Source organism: Pseudoalteromonas sp. S1727 (assembly GCF_005886375.1).
Classification (GTDB): domain Bacteria; phylum Pseudomonadota; class Gammaproteobacteria; order Enterobacterales; family Alteromonadaceae; genus Pseudoalteromonas; species Pseudoalteromonas haloplanktis.
Genome location: NZ_PNDT01000017.1, coordinates 19929 through 36007 on the forward strand (window position 1 = coordinate 19929; position 16079 = coordinate 36007).

Sequence of the window (16079 nt, forward strand, 5' to 3'; positions counted from 1 at the left end):
ACAATAATCTAAATTATTATCAAATACATTTAAGTCATTATACTGAACAAAAAACAACGCTGTACAGATTATTCACAAAAACAGAAGAATATTTATATTAGCAATAAAAAAAGAGGACATAGTCCTCTTTTTAAAAACAAAGCGAAAACGAATTAATTGTTATCAACAATAATTCGTAGCATACGACGTAAAGGCTCTGCAGCCCCCCATAATAATTGGTCACCAACGGTAAATGCACTGATATATTTAGGACCCATCGCTAATTTACGAATACGTCCTACAGGGATACTAAGCGTGCCAGTTACTTTCACAGGTGTTAAATCAGTGGCTGTAATATCTCGCTCATTAGGAATAACTTTAACCCACTCATTATGTGATGCTAAAATTTGCTCGATTTTCTCAACGCTAATATCTTCACGTAATTTAATGGTCATTGCTTGTGAGTGACAACGCATTGCACCAATACGTACGCATAAACCATCTACAGGAACAGGTTGCTTAGATGAGCCTAAAATCTTATTCGCTTCAACTTGCGCTTTCCATTCTTCTTTTGATTGGCCTGATGGCATTGGCACATCAATCCAAGGAATTAAACTACCAGCCAAAGGCACGCCAAATTGATCTTGCGGCAAATCACTTGATGCAATTTGCTGCGTGACTAGTTTATCAATTTCTAAGATAGCCGCTTGTGGGTCGGCAAGTTTATCAGCAACACTTGCGTGAATAGAACCCATTTGCGCGATTAGCTCTTTCATGTTGCGCGCACCTGCACCTGAGGCTGCTTGATAGGTCATAGGGCTTACCCATTCAATCAAGTCTTGCTCAAATAAACCACCCAGCGCTAATAACATCAGTGAAACCGTGCAGTTACCACCCACATAGGTTTTAACACCTTGCTCAAGGCCTTGTTCAATCACATCTTTATTGACAGGGTCGAGTACAATAATACTGTCGTCGCTCATACGAAGAGCAGACGCTGCATCAATCCAGTAACCATCCCAACCGGCTTCACGTAACTGCGGGTAAACGGCTTTGGTATAATCACCACCTTGACAGGTAATAATAATGTCCATTTGCGCGAGTGAATCAAAATCCATTGCATCGAGTAATGGTTTAGCAGGACCCGCTAAATCAGGGCCAAGTTGACCGGTTTGCGAGGTAGTAAAAAAAGTGGTGTCGATATGAGCAAAATCATTTTCTTGTTGCATACGCTCTAATAATACAGAGCCAACCATGCCCCGCCATCCGACCAATCCTACTTTTTTCATTGTTTGTTCCACTGTTTGAGTCATAAGAAATACCTAATTCATTAAAAATTAAAATTCATTGCGTGAGATTTAATTTTTAGAACAGTTAATCTAGCACTGTGATCGAGGCAACACCAGTGTTACTCATAGAACATAAAATTTTTTCATATTCAATCTATCATCAATTGTTGATAACAACATTGTTTTGCTTCTTAACTAAAGCAGATAATCTTCAAGGCACAAAGCTAACGTCGAAACTAACTACAGTACCCAGCTTATTAATGTGTACATACTGTATTTTCATTCCTAAATAGGTTAATAGAAATGCAATAAATAAGATTTACAATGAACTTGCACTTTGAAGTTAGATGTATTGTGTATTATTTTATTTTTTAAAAGGAATCAAACAAATGAAAACATCATACTTATCTAGCCTAATTGTAGTCTTGTTATCTTTAGGTGTATCAGCACAGGCTAACGAAATCAATGTAGAATCGAATACATCTTTTGCCAGCTCAACAACCAGTGTTGAGCAAGTAACAGGTTCCACAACCAGCTTATCTACAGCGACATATATCAACCCTACCGTACGAGTAAATAATAGTTATAGAAACTTTTTTGTCGGTTCATTATCTGGCAACCAATTTTGCAAAGAGCAAGGCTATAAAGAAGAAGTAACTGGCAGTGCTGTAAAATGTGGTGAAGATGAGTCTTCCTATGCAGAATACGATTGGTACGATAGCGCATGGGCTTCAAAAAGTACTGGGAGTAAAAACCAGTGCTATCCTTTGTATGCAAGCATAAAATGCGGTAACTAGAGTCCACAAAAGAACCCAGAATTATATTTCTGGGTTCTTATAAAGCCTCACTGTATCTGCAGTTTAAAATCCCTGACCTATCTGTTTAAAATCTTAATCCTAATAATAACGCCATATAAAAGTATGTATGCACAATAAGCCACGACAATAAAAAAGCCCTACACAAGGTAGGGCAATAATTGTAGGGTTTTATATTCGCCTTCCTAGGCTATGTTTTAGAACTCGTAAGAGTAACTGATACTTAGTTCAGTGCCTTCATCACGTGAACGAACAATGATATCTGACTGAGTAACCTCTTTATCTTCATTAAGTAAGTTTTGTACTTTGAATTTAACTTTAGAGTTAAAATTTGGATACCAAGTATAAACTAAATCCAATGAGTTAAATGGTTGCTCATACGCATCATCACGACCCGCAACACCCGCAGCAAGAATACGTTCACCAAAAACGTTATAGACTAATGATGCACTATGAATACCATCGGGTGAATCATAGTTTAATTGCATATTAACGACATATTTTGAATGACCTGTCATACGCTTTTTAGGATTAGTTAAATTACCAGCTAATGCAGGGTCGATAGTCGCTTCGGAGTCACTCAATGTAATATTACCACTGGTGAAAAGACCTTCAGTTAGCATTGTAAGGTCTTGTAACCACTCTGCTTCAACACCGTAAACTTCTGCTGTATCGCCATTAACAAAACTAGCAGAGTAATCATCGTCGCCGACTCTTAATACTGTTTCAATTGGCGCTTGAATATCTTTATAGAATGCAGCTACGCTGAATGAGTTACCAGCTTGGCCATAGTATTCATAACGTAAATCGTAGTTTTTAATCGGGCTGCTTTTGAGGCCAACACGTCCAAATGTACGAATATCAGTGAGCGGATCAAAGTATGTAACCGGTACAACTTCACGAAAGTCAGGTCGAACAACAGTTTCACCATAGCCAGCACGAATTTGATAATCTTCACCGCCTAGGTAGGTTAACGACAGAGCTGGATACCAATCATCTTCTAAGATAGTCCCTGCCTCAATCTTTTCAGGAGACCAAATATTTTGTAGGTCTTCACCATCAAAGATTAAACTCGAAGTACCCACAGATGATTGACTAAACTGCTCATAACGAATACCACCGCTAACACGTAGCCATTGATCATAGATAACATCAAAAGAACCGTATCCTGCATCTATTTTTTGCGCAGCGATATAATCATCAGCATCAGGAGCTGTTGGCTCATTAAAGTCGACTAAGACACCATTATTATCGATAAACTCATCTGAAAGATAACCGCTATTAGCAAGAGGATCATTTGTACCATCGTTTATTGTGATTGGTGAGCCTGAGCTGTTATTAACTGTAAAGCTTGATGTATTATACACACGTGCTCTATCTGAAAAATCATAACCAACTTTGAATTCTACCTCCATAGAATCAAAAGTAAGTGGCAGGTTAAAATTACCACCGTATGAAGTAACATGCTCCTCCATGTCTGTATAAGACATGATCACACGGTTGTCATCACCTGTGATTGTTGACCCAGCGTAATTACCTTCACTATCGTATTGGTCTCTAAATTTATAGTTAGCATTTGTTGGAATATCTGTAGTCGCTTCAGAGCGTGTATATTGCCAATCAAAACCAACCCCCCAGTAATCAAGGAAAGTATGTTGGCCTAAAAATTGGCTAATATTTAACTCTCTTTGCTCTAGGTTAAACTCATGGTTACGGTTTGCAATGCCATTACCTGCAATACTAAATGTAGAACTGCCCGCAGGGCTTTGAGAAATTGAAACTTCAGTTTCATCCTCATTATCTACAATGTATAAATGCTGCGCTGAAATACTATGAGTTTTATAAGAATAACCAACACTTCCAGTTAAGTTATAGCGCTCGTTTTCAGTCGTAACTGTAGAGTCTTTTAATGTATTGTAACAAGATCCGGCAACATCTTCCGATGTTTTCAACGTAGTTGAGCAGTTTTCTAAATCCTCTTGATCTTGTGTAATAACTGATGAGAACTGTGTTCTAGAATCCCATTCATTTACATAGGCACCAGAGAGTAAAAAACCGATTTTGCCACCAAAATAAGACTCTTCGTAACTATCGCCTATATGCGCTTTAACACCATATTCGGGATCAATTGAATCTTCTTCTAATGCATAATTTCGCGGCAGTGATTTAAGTAATTGGTTATTAATAGCCGTAGCTTGCTCAGCGCGAGTGCCTTGTTCACTATCAACTAAAAGGTCTCTGCTTACAATATTACTAACACTAAAGTTACCGTGGTATTGCACAATTGCATCTTTTAATGCTTGTGGAATTGCACTGTCTGATCCTGAATATTTATAACCATCATTAGCAGAAGTGTTATACCCAACTCCAAGTTCAACGCCAGCAGTAAACTCTGATGGAATTGATTTAGTGCGAATATCTATATTACCACCACCAAACGCTGCTGGCATATCTGGCGAGTAGGCTTTTTGTACCGCCATACTCTCAATAATACTCGCTGGGAATATATCTAATGGCAGTACATTTCTAGTTAAATCTGGACTTGGAACATATGCACCATTTAAGCGAGCACTTGAATAACGTTCACCTAAACCACGCACATAAATAAATTTACCATCTACGAGCGTTAAACCAGTAACCCGGCGAAGTGCAGATGCAGCATCACTATCACCAGTTCTTGAAAGTTGTTCAGCACCTAGTATATCTGCAACAAAAGCTTGATTTTTACGCTCTTCAACTACGGCAGCTGCGCTACCTTGAAGGCGTGTACCAACAGCAACAACTTCTTCAATTTCGTTATTTTCGAGTTGTTCGTCAGCTGCGCTTACATAACTAGTGTGAATAAACAATCCCAGGCCAATTGCGAGTGACAGTTTACTCAGCCTATATTGTTTTGACATGATTTACATCCTAATCAATTTGATAAAAAACAGGCGCCAATTGCTTGTGACTAAGCATGAAGGCGCCTACATTTCATAACTCTAAATGAGCAGGTATTAGTCTTGAGCAGCTGCTGCAAGAGCAGTTTCAACCCACTTGTACCAGCTAGAGCTAGTATCTTGATCAGATACTGCACCGATGTAATCCACAGTTTCGAAAAAGCTATCATCAAGAATAGTTAAATCATTAGCAGCGATTGTTATATCTGTAGAGGCTGTATTAGTAGCGAAGCCATTATCAGCGAATACTACAACATCATCAGTTAAAATTTCACTACTACCGCCATTTTCAAACCAAGAAGCTTTTGTTTGAGCTGCTAATGGGCCACCCGCAAATGTATCTGTTTCTGCGAAGTTTGATGAACAAGCCATAACAGAATTATTAAACATAATTTTATCGGCTTGTTTCTCTCCATCAGAAGAAAGCTCGATACAACTCGATTCCACTGCATTTTTCTTAACTAACAAAGCATTATAAATATTAGCATTAAACTCATCGTCAAACTTAAAAGCTTGTGAAGGGTCATCATCACGTACTGACTTAGCGTCAGTAGTAATAACCGTAATATTTGCTAGGGTTGGATTACTTGGTGCCACTTCAGCAGAAGATTCACCTTTAACACCGTCTGATTCAAAACCATTATTACCCATATTTGCAATTGTGCCATCAGCAAGTGTTACAGTGCCGTGTTGAACAAATAAGAATTGACCTTTACCTTGCCAACCTGCATCGAAGTCAAATGAATCATCTTGCGTATCAGTAACAACAATGTGTTTAATTGTCGCTGCACCACCAAAAAACTCGATACCGTCATCAAAACCTTGGTGGATATGCAAGTAATCAAATGCTGAACCGGAACCCACAGCATTAAGCGTTAGTGAGTTAAGGTCATCGCCTTCACCACCCACTTTAGGGCCTGAACCTGCATACCAAATTTTAGCCCACTTAATGCTACCGCTTGAGTCACTATTATCATTACCGCCAAAGTAACTTGTAATACCTTCAGATGGCACATTACATGTAGTTGCTGCTCGCTCTGCATCAGTACATTGATCAGTAATGCCGTTACCGTTGATTATGATACCGCCCCAATCAGCATAACGAGCGCCATTACCTGCACTATCAAAACGGTCAAAAGCATTTGCAGACGTGAATGTAATTGGTTTAGCTTCTGTACCGTTTGCTTGAATTTTAGCACCTCGGGCAATACGAATTATTGCTTCACCAGATTGAAAAGCAAGTGTTGCGCCAGGCTCTACTGTTAAAGTAGGCCCATTTTCCGGCACAACAAAACCGCTTGTTGTATCACCATCGTTGCCAATTAGTAAGGCATCGGAGAATAAGTGAACACCACCATCTGGGATTTCTTTGAAAGTTATATTACTAGTGATCTCAATAGATTTACTTGCGAATGAATCATTGTACGTACAATCTTTACCATCAAAAATACCTTGTACAGTACCTGCATCTGACTCGTAACTAGCACACTCAAAATCATCAGTGTTACCACCACCACTAGTATTATTAGAATTATTCACACTGTTATCTGTAGTCGTACTATTATCGTTAACAGTTGGGGTGATCTCAATATCTCCTCCACAACCTGCAAGCGTCATAGCAGCAGCCACAAGACTGATTTTAAATAAGCCAGATAATTTCATTGTTCACTCCATTTGGGTAATTAATATTTAGTTATTTTATTAGCGCATTAAGTTTTCTGTAGGTCACTTTAAGACACAAAAACCATGTATTAAGGTCACTTAACTTTTTCAACGAGGGATACTTTACGGGAGCTGTGTGACAATACAGTTACACTTTCATAAACATAAAATGACAATGTAATTAGATTAAAAAACAATTTGTTAGGAAATAAAAACACGAAAAAAACCGCCCGAAGGCGGTTTTGGTGTTGCGATTATAAAATAGGTTTGTAATCAAACGATGACCGTTAAAATTACAATAATAAGTGATGAACTATAACAATGCAGTACGTAAAGTTTCAGCGTGTAACTTTTCACGCTTAACATATTTTATCCATTGTTCAGCCAATCGCTGCGATTTTTTGTGTTTCTCAGCTTGTTCAAACGCTAATATAGAGGCCTCAAAATTTTGCATACTATATTGCGCCATACCTAATGCGACATAAGCATTAGATTCAAAATCAAGAGAACCTTTATCAAGTGCTTTACGCGCTGCATCTGCGGCTTCTTCGTATTGCTCTAAATTTACATACACCTCAGCTAAACGCTGCTCATATTTACCGTGCGTTGAAAGATCCGCCGCTTTTGCAAAGTAACTAACTGATTTATCATCTTCTTTAGCCTGAACCATGGCTTCTGCAATAAACGCATAATTTTTAGCTGACTTTTCAACAACACCAGAGTCAATCCCTTTACTCATCACAACAGCCGCTTTATATGCTAAGCCGTTATATAAGTACACTTGGGAAAGTTGACGTAAATCTGATTTTGACGTAAGAAAACCTTGCTGATATGCGGCTTCAAGCACTGCTAATTGTTGTTTTTCTTTACCTGTTTCGCCATACATGCCGCCGAGTTGTACCCAGTATTCTGGCTTGTTATAAAGCTTAACCATACGCTCAAGAACAGCAACAACATTGTCAGTTTGATTAAGTGAGTAATACATCGCTCGTTGCAGAATTAACCAGTTTTCTTTTGGCTCTTTCCCTTGGCTATCACTTAACGCAATAGCCTGATTAATATTATCAACACCTTTTTGATACTCTTTTAACTGATAATACGCTTGTGATTTCAACACATAATAGGCGTCGGTTTTTTCTTTTGTATTGATTTGATCCCACTTAGCTAAAAAATCAATAACTTTGTTATAGTCACTATTAGCCATAGCAAGTTGCGCTAAGCTAAACGTAGTACTCACACGTAAACTTTCAGGAATACCCTCTTCAGCAATTACTTTCTCAAAAGCGGCTATCGCCTTAGGCAAGTCATTTTCGTTATAGTAAATGAAGCCGTAAAAGTTATGCATCATAGCAATTTCATATGAGTTCATACTTGAAGAACGCTCATTAATACTATCAAGCGCTTCAAGGCCAGCTTTTGCATCACCATCGTCAGCAAGCTTTTGTGCACGTGCTAATTGGCTATATACTTTTTCACGCAGTGCAGGCACTTTTGTGGTTTTTTGCTCTTGTGCAGAAACGCTCGCAAGCGAAACTCCTGGCAACAATGAGACTAAACTTGGCAGCGCAACACTGGTACCAATAGCAAAAGTACACGCTAATGCAGTTTTTAATAATTTCATAATCGCAATCCTCTGTTTCTAGCCGTTAATTTGGAAAGAAATTTTATTCTGTACACCTGCAACCTCAACAGCTTCACCGTCGATCACACGTGGTTTATATTTAAACTTAAGTGCCGCGTCCATTGCAGCTTGGTCAAACAAGGATTCAGGTTCAGCTTTCACTACTTTCGCATCACGAACAGTACCTTGCTTGGTTACTGTAAATTCAACAATCACATACCCTTCAATACCACGCGATAGTGCTCTGCGCGGATACACAGGAGCTACTTTCACAATTGGTAGGTACTCACCATCACTTGAATCAAGTGCCAACCCACCACCTAAACTTACATCGGCATCGACACTGGCACCAAAATCAAAGTTAGACGCCGATGCATTTGGATCACTGTTTTGCATTTGCGGTGATTCCATAGGCGGAGGCGGCTCTTTTGGTGTTGGTGGCTTTTGCGGTTTACGCTCTTTCTTTTGAACTGTTTCTTCTTTTTTAAGACGAACAAAATCAAGTACGTTACCTTTGACAGGCTCACTCATTGCCCCTTCGCCGCCGGTGATCAATGCTTGCATACCTAAAAAAAGCATAAAGGTAACAACACCGGCAATGACTAATGCAACTAAATATCGCAACATATCAGTTCCTTATGATGCTTCTTGCGCAGCAATTGAAACGTCAAACGCACCTGCAGCACGTGATGCATCCATCACTTTAATTAATACTTCTGTGGTGGCTTTTTTATCCGCTTGGATCACAACGCTACCTTGTGGGTTTTCTGCTTTTAAACGTTCAATGTTTGCTTGTACCGCACGTTCATCGACTTTACGTTTATTAATCCAAATCTCACCCGTATCAGAAATTGCAACTAATATATTTGCACGTTCTTTTTTAACGGCTGTTGCTGCTTCTGGGCGATTCACATCAATACCGGCCTCTTTCACAAATGATGCTGTAACAATAAAGAAGATAAGCATGATAAAAACAACATCTAGCATTGGCGTCATGTTAATTTCTTCTGCTTCGTCTTCTTGTAATAAATTACCTAATGGGGCTCTCATCGTTTACTCCTTGGTAAAGCAGCCCGTTGACTGCTTTACAAATTTTATTAGTGGTCTAAAACCATGTTATCTTCAAGTAGCTCTACTTCACGCTTAGCACGGCGTTGTAAAAATGTAGAAGCAAATACACCAGACAGTGCGCCAACCATCCCCGCCATTGTCGGGATAGTCGCCTTAGAAACACCAGATGCCATTGAGCGTGCACTCCCCGTACCTGTTACGGCCATGACATCAAATACTTCTATCATTCCCGTTACTGTGCCTAATAAGCCAAGTAACGGACATAGTGCAACCATGACATTGATTAACGCTAAGTTGGCATTAAGCTTAATACCAGCGCGTGAGATCATGGCTTGACGTATTTGCTCTGCATGCCAGCTATTACGCTCAGGGCGATTGTGCCAATTTGCTTTAACATCACGCTTGTAGTGCTTATAACCTTGAAAGAAAAATATAAATCGCTCGAGTATCAATAACCACATCGCGAAGATTAACACTCCGATGACCAAGAGGACTTGGCCACCAGTGTCGAGAAAATCACGGATAGCATTGATTGAATCAATCAATAGCACCATGGTTTATGCTCCTTTCTCGCTACGTTCAGCGATAATACCTGCGCTTTGCTCTTGAATGATTAACAAGATGTTTTTAGCGCGCGTGTTAAGCAAGGTGTATAAAAACACAGTGGGGATTGCCACAACAAGACCAAGTACCGTTGTAACGAGTGCTTGTGAAATACCACCCGCCATTAGTTTAGGGTCACCAGTACCGAACAGGGTGATTGCTTGGAAGGTATTGATCATACCGGTTACGGTACCGAGTAGACCAAGTAACGGCGCAACCACTGAGATAATTTTAATAAGCGTTAGATTACGGGTGATCTTTGGCATTTCACGTAGAATTGCTTCGCTTAATTTAAGCTCAAGTGTATCGTATGCAACATCTGGGTATTGATCTTTGACTTTCATTACACGACCAAGTGGATTGTCATCACGTGCGACACTATCTTTAAGCTGGCGACGAACTTTGCCACCAATTAACATCAGCGATAAGAAACGCTCAATAGCGATAAGTAGAGCAACAAGACCAACACCCAAAATGACATAACCTACCGTGCCACCTTGGTGAACTCGTTCTTCAGTATCAGGCGCTTGAACTAATAAGCCAAGAATTGAGCCCCCTGTAGGGTCAAGTGCAAATTGCACAACGCCAGAGTCTGTATTTTGTAGATCTTCTGCCGTAGCTGTAAAACGCGCAACAGGCTGGCGAGTTAATTGGCTAATTGTATTTGTTGCCGCGTTATACTCTAAGTATTTACCGTTAGAAATAAGGTTAAATGCACCTACACGAACAACCTCTTGCTGTGCTTTAGCGCCGCCTTCAACGATTACATCAGTATTGAAACGGGTAACTTTACCCTGCTCTGTCATTTCGCGTTGTAGTTCATACCACACTTTTTCGATATCTTCGATTGACGCTAGGTTTGAGGTTGAACCCATTTTAACAGCTAGTTCATCCATAAATTTACTACGGTCTTGGATTTGTGCTGACACAACTGAGGTCATAAATTTATTACTTGAGTCCCCTGCAACTTGTTGCAGTACACCAAACAATTCTTTTAATGAACCCATACGGTTAGAAAGCGTATCTGTTAGATTGGCTAATTTTACTTCATTCTCTTCAAATTGCGTTTCAAGGCGCTCAGACTCAGCAAGCATTTGGTTACGTCTTGCCTGAGTATCTTTAAGCATTTGTACTTGTTCATTTTCACGCGATTTAAACGCTTGTTCACGTTGCAGGTTTTGTGCTGACTGTGCAGATTTACCTTGCTCAAGTGTTTTTAATAACGCATCTAAGTCAATTGGCTCTGCTGCCATACACGTAGAGGCAAAACCAAGGCCAGTGACTAAAGCGGCCATTTTTGTCATTTTGGTTAATAATTTCATCGTCATAAACCTCTTATTCAGCCGCGTGTACTGGTAGTGTTAACATATCTGGGGCAAGTTGCTTACGTGCAATGCGTAAACCTTTACTGATCTGGCTAATTGTTGAGTCTGGTAACGCAACAAATGACTTGGTATTTTGATCCCAGCTCCCTGCATTTTTACCATCACGCGTTAAATAGATAAGCTCTAAACGACCAATACGAAGAAAATCAACTTCACGCTCTTGACCTTCAACACTTAGTAAAGCTGTATACGCTTCAATTGTGCGGCCATAATCAACTTCCACTTGGTACGCTTCTAAAAGGCGGCGAAATTTCTCACTAGAGTTGATATCTGCACGATCCATCATGTCTTTTAGTGAAGCAATGCGCTTCGCACGCTCTTCTTTTAGAAAAGGCACATCAAGTGCAACAAATTGCTCAAGACCTGTGACCATGCGTAGCATTAATGGGGTAATTTGACGTTCAATAATAGAAACCTGATCCATTGATAGGTTAATGGCTTCCATTTCACTGATTTGATTACTAAGCTGTTTGCTTAGTTGAGCGTTATAAACCGTTAAACCATCAATTTCTTTATTGAGAGTTTTAAACTGTTGTAAACGCCCTTGCATTGAATCTGCAATCTTGTCTATTTTTGTTTGTGATTGCGCAGCTGATTGATTAATTTCACTGCTTTTATCGATAACCTTATCTAGATCATTTGCTTGCACTGTTGCACTCATGGCAACAATACTAGCTAATATCAATGGTTTAACGCCTTTCATCGCATACACCTTTACTCGTTAAATTAGCGGATTTGCTAGTTGCTTTATATCAATGCACGAGATTCTATAGATGAAAAATGACAAAGGTGTTGCGGTAAAAAGTCTGTTTTATGACAACGGCAATAAATTACAAAAAATGCCAACAAACGAATAATGAATTGCTATTTAAGGTACCGCACGCTGAAGTACACGCTCATAGCGTAATAAGACAATGCAGCTAGGTAAACAACAGATGCGCTCTATCAGCAAGCACCAGCTAAGCTGCAATAAAATTTATCAATTAAGTACCGCTCGTATGCGGTTTATCACATCATCCGCATCGGTATAATTAACGGCAATGGCATGATACTGCTGCTGATGACGCAGCACTAACGATGGAAAGCCTTGTATTGGTAATTGCTGAACATAGGCTAACTCTTGTTGTAATTGCTGTTCAAGTTCAGCACTTTGCATTCGCGCTAAAAAAACGTCACTGTCGAGGTTAAGTTGCTGTGCAAAGCTCACAAGTGTGGATAGATCTGACGGGTTTTGTGCTTGCAAATAATAACCCTGTTGAATTGTCTGTAACATGGCTTGCTCTTTATCAAATTGGCGAGCAGCAATCACAGCACGACATGCCGGGTATGTACTGCGACGAGGCTGACAGTTTTTCCAAAAGTCAAAATTAAACCTTGCCCCCGTCTGAGCAGCAATTCGTTGCCAAGTTTGTTGTAAAAAGCGTTGCATATTCTCAGGCATTGGCTGATCAGAATCAGCAGCAAGTCCACCGACTTTATAAACAATATCGAGCTCAGAGGCTAACTCAGCGTAAATTTTTTGCCAACATTCTTTAAACCCCCAACACCAACTGCACATTGGGTCGTATACATAGATAAGCTGAGTACTACTGTTCATTATCATCCCCTTGCTAATTGCTTGACACTATTTTATTACGACCTTCACGCTTGGCTTGATATAAATACTCGTCTGCCAGCTTAACTGATTTATTAAAATCATCAATTTTTGTAACTTGGGCAGCTCCAATACTACAGGTGAGCCGCGTTAATTGCTGCTGTGTAAACGTTATCGTTTGTGCGGCAATGTGTTCCCTAAACTTATCAGCAACACTCAGTGCTACAGTCAGCTGAGTTTTTGGCAGTATTACCATAAACTCTTCGCCACCGTAGCGAACTTTTATATCAGATGAACGTAACTGCTCTTCAAGCATATTACTAAACTCAATGAGTACGTGATCGCCAAAGTCATGACCAAAGTTATCATTAATCTCTTTGAAATGATCAAGATCGATTAATAATACTGTAAAAGGTAAATACTGCTCAGGTCGTGATTTTGCAAGTGGCAAAAAATGGCTACTAACAAAACGACGATTTGCAAGCCCAGTTAACTGATCTGTATGTGCATCTTGCTTTTGCAGTAACGTCATCCGGGCAATTTCTAAGTGGCTTTTATTACGAAAGTATTCACCTATGAAGGTAAATAAAAACACTAAAATGAATGAAGCTGTAAAACGCACTTTTTCAGCATGACCATAACTTACTTGACCTATATCAGCACCAAATAAAAAAAAGCAAGTAAATGCTAATAAAACTGAGACGACAAAAAAGCCAACCCTTAAGCCTAATGTTGAAAAAGCGACAATAGGGTAAAACATCAACCAATAAAGCGCGGTATTTTGCTTACCACCGGTATACACTAAGGCTAAACATAAAACACAAATAATACTGAGCACCAATATTGCGACACAAGTTAACCGCCCAGTCGAAACAAAGTAAACAGCACAACCTAACAAAGTCACATCGGAAATCAAGAGCATTACCGTTAATAACGTTGCATAAACCGTATAATTGAGAATAAGTAATGTTGAAATCAATACCACTGCTATTGAGATCATCGTGAAAAATGTAAATGCACGACGCTGTTTTTCAGCGCTGTAAACACTTTCAATATTAATTAAATTTAGCCAACTGGGCTGGCTTGGTTGTGACTTAGGCATTATTTATCTTATTTTTTAAAAATCATAACAACGAACAATCTAACTAAACTTTAAAACGTAATACCATTTTCTCAAGTTCATCAAACTGTTTTTTTAAGCGCGTACATTCTGCCAAGGTATTATTTAAGTTTAATTGGCCTTGTTGAGATAACTCACTTATTGTATGAATGTCATTATCGAGTGATTGAATAACTTGATTTTGTTCTGCTGTTGCATTGGCCACACCATGATTAACATCGTCAATTGCTTTAATTGATTGAGTGACCGCAGCCATTTTATCGCCCGCTATATGCGCTTGTTTTACGCTGTTTTCGCTTTCAACTAAGCTGTCTTTCATAACCGCGACTGCCTCTGCTGACCCCTGTTGCAATTGACTTACTGTGTTTTCAATTTCTTGGGTTGATAATTGAGTACGATGAGCGAGTTGCCGTACTTCATCCGCCACAACAGCAAAACCACGACCAGCTTCCCCTGCACGCGCCGCTTCTATTGCCGCATTTAGTGCTAGTAAATTAGTTTGCTCACTAACCCCTTTGATCACCTCAAGTACTTGCTCGATACTAGCTGAATGCTCCGCCACACGATTAATAATATCTTGAGCTTGTTGCATATTGTTAGATAACACACCGATCGCGTTAATATTATCGGTTAATGAATTTTGGCTTTGTACAGACTGTGTATTTGCTTCCGTTGCAAGCGTAGATGCATCAGTAGCGCTATTCGATATCTCAATCGCACTGGATGACAATTGGTTGATTGCCGTGGCAACATTATCTGTACGTTTAGTTTGGTCGCTATACATTCTTAATGTTGATTGCGTTTGCTCGACTAAACTTTCTACCGAACGCTCAAGTTCCACTGTAGTGGTTTTAACTTGTTCGATAGAGGTGTGAATTTTGTCTATAAAGGCATTGAAGTAACCTGACAACTCACCAAATTCGTCATTATTTTCAATTTCTAAACGGCGAGTTAAGTCACCTTCTCCTTGGGCAATATCTTTTATTGCTTCATTCAAACGTTGCATTGGTTGCATTAAATAACGCAATGAAAATTGCATCATAAAAATAGTTACTACAATCCCTAATAACATGTAGATAGCCGCCATGTTTCGAAATGAAGCAACCGAAGAAAAGGCAATATCTTTGTTGATCACAACGCCTAAATACCAATCAACATTTTCAATTCCTTTAATGCGTGTAAAAGAAACTAAATGCTCGTCACCATTGACTTTAAGCTCAACAAACTCAGGTTGTAACGCCAAATTTTTGCCAAATAAAGTAGCCATATTCTGATCATTAAACTCAGTATTAGGATGACTTAAAATACGGCCATTACTGTCGAGTAAAAACCCATAACCAAACCCTAAAAAGTCAATTTCATTGACTATTTTAGTGATTGTTTGCATATCAATATCTGCACCGGCAACCCCACTAAAACGGCCATTATTTAAAATGGGTGCTACCGCAGAGATCGTTAATTCATTCGTGGTCACATCAACATAAGGAGTGGTAAAAGCTGTGCTGGTTTTGTTTTCAACTAATTTATACCAAGGGCGGGTTGTTGCATCGTAATCGGCAGGTAGCACCACAGTTTGGTCATTAAGTACAAATGTACCATCAGGCTTGCCTATGTAAGTATTTTTGAAATCCCCCGCCATTTCGGCAGTGTTAAGCTGATTGAGCGTTAATGCCTGAGGATCATTTTGCTGATGAGTATTTGCTATCGATTTGACTATAGCAAGCTTATTATTGAGCCAATTCGCTATATTTTGAGAAACTGATTGAGAACTTTCTTGTAATACTAATGACAGTTGCTGTTGTGTCTGCGCGCGCATTGACATAAAGTTATTGATAGTGAATAACCCCAGCACCAGCACAAGTACAACGGACGCTGCGATAGTCACCTTAGTGGTAAATTTAAGCGAGCTGTGCATAACATACCTATTTTTGTTTTTATCATTGTTAACAACTTACTTTTTAACAAAATAAAATTACTTTGTCTTAACTATTCCTAAAAAGT

13 protein-coding genes are annotated in these 16079 nt (G+C 39.3%); 1 reads left to right on the forward strand and 12 read right to left on the reverse strand.

Features of this window, described 5'->3' with window-relative positions:
• Positions 1-152 precede the first annotated feature (152 nt).
• Positions 153-1292, reverse strand: coding sequence for an aspartate-semialdehyde dehydrogenase (gene asd / locus CWB85_RS05765; RefSeq protein WP_016706592.1), 1140 nt, complete (start codon positions 1290-1292; stop codon positions 153-155).
• Positions 1293-1657: 365 nt separating this feature from the next.
• Between asd and CWB85_RS05770 the strand changes: the two genes are divergently transcribed.
• The gene (locus tag CWB85_RS05770; protein WP_016706593.1) at positions 1658-2065 is read left to right on the forward strand and encodes a hypothetical protein; all 408 of its coding nucleotides are present in this window, start codon (positions 1658-1660) and stop codon (positions 2063-2065) included.
• Between the two features lie 215 nt (positions 2066-2280).
• Here CWB85_RS05770 and CWB85_RS05775 read toward each other — a convergent pair whose 3' ends face one another.
• The 11 genes from CWB85_RS05775 to CWB85_RS05825 all read right to left on the reverse strand — a co-directional run bounded on the left by CWB85_RS05775 (position 2281) and on the right by CWB85_RS05825 (position 15993).
• On the reverse strand, positions 2281-4983 hold the full coding sequence (locus CWB85_RS05775; protein WP_138554363.1) for a TonB-dependent receptor domain-containing protein: 2703 nt from the start codon (positions 4981-4983) through the stop codon (positions 2281-2283).
• Positions 4984-5079: 96 nt separating this feature from the next.
• Positions 5080-6684 (reverse strand): beta-helix domain-containing protein, encoded by a 1605-nt coding sequence (locus tag CWB85_RS05780; RefSeq protein ID WP_138554364.1) that lies wholly within the window; start codon positions 6682-6684, stop codon positions 5080-5082.
• 313 nt (positions 6685-6997) lie between these two features.
• Complete coding sequence (locus tag CWB85_RS05785) at positions 6998-8305, reverse strand: tetratricopeptide repeat protein (protein WP_016706596.1); 1308 nt, start codon at positions 8303-8305, stop codon at positions 6998-7000.
• Positions 8306-8323: 18 nt separating this feature from the next.
• On the reverse strand, positions 8324-8929 hold the full coding sequence (locus CWB85_RS05790) for an energy transducer TonB (protein WP_029215970.1): 606 nt from the start codon (positions 8927-8929) through the stop codon (positions 8324-8326).
• Between the two features lie 12 nt (positions 8930-8941).
• Positions 8942-9355 carry an ExbD/TolR family protein gene (locus tag CWB85_RS05795; RefSeq protein WP_016706598.1) on the reverse strand — a complete coding sequence of 138 codons (414 nt, stop codon included), beginning with the start codon at positions 9353-9355 and terminating at the stop codon, positions 8942-8944.
• A gap of 47 nt (positions 9356-9402) precedes the next feature.
• The gene (locus tag CWB85_RS05800; RefSeq protein WP_016706599.1) at positions 9403-9930 is read right to left on the reverse strand and encodes a MotA/TolQ/ExbB proton channel family protein; all 528 of its coding nucleotides are present in this window, start codon (positions 9928-9930) and stop codon (positions 9403-9405) included.
• A gap of 3 nt (positions 9931-9933) precedes the next feature.
• The gene (locus tag CWB85_RS05805) at positions 9934-11301 is read right to left on the reverse strand and encodes a MotA/TolQ/ExbB proton channel family protein (protein WP_016706600.1); all 1368 of its coding nucleotides are present in this window, start codon (positions 11299-11301) and stop codon (positions 9934-9936) included.
• A gap of 13 nt (positions 11302-11314) precedes the next feature.
• On the reverse strand, positions 11315-12067 hold the full coding sequence (locus tag CWB85_RS05810) for a DUF3450 domain-containing protein (RefSeq protein WP_016706601.1): 753 nt from the start codon (positions 12065-12067) through the stop codon (positions 11315-11317).
• 276 nt (positions 12068-12343) lie between these two features.
• Positions 12344-12961 (reverse strand): DsbA family protein, encoded by a 618-nt coding sequence (locus tag CWB85_RS05815; protein ID WP_138554365.1) that lies wholly within the window; start codon positions 12959-12961, stop codon positions 12344-12346.
• Between the two features lie 13 nt (positions 12962-12974).
• Positions 12975-14060 (reverse strand): GGDEF domain-containing protein, encoded by a 1086-nt coding sequence (locus CWB85_RS05820; protein ID WP_138554366.1) that lies wholly within the window; start codon positions 14058-14060, stop codon positions 12975-12977.
• Between the two features lie 43 nt (positions 14061-14103).
• Positions 14104-15993 (reverse strand): methyl-accepting chemotaxis protein, encoded by a 1890-nt coding sequence (locus CWB85_RS05825; protein ID WP_138554367.1) that lies wholly within the window; start codon positions 15991-15993, stop codon positions 14104-14106.
• Positions 15994-16079: the final 86 nt, after the last annotated feature.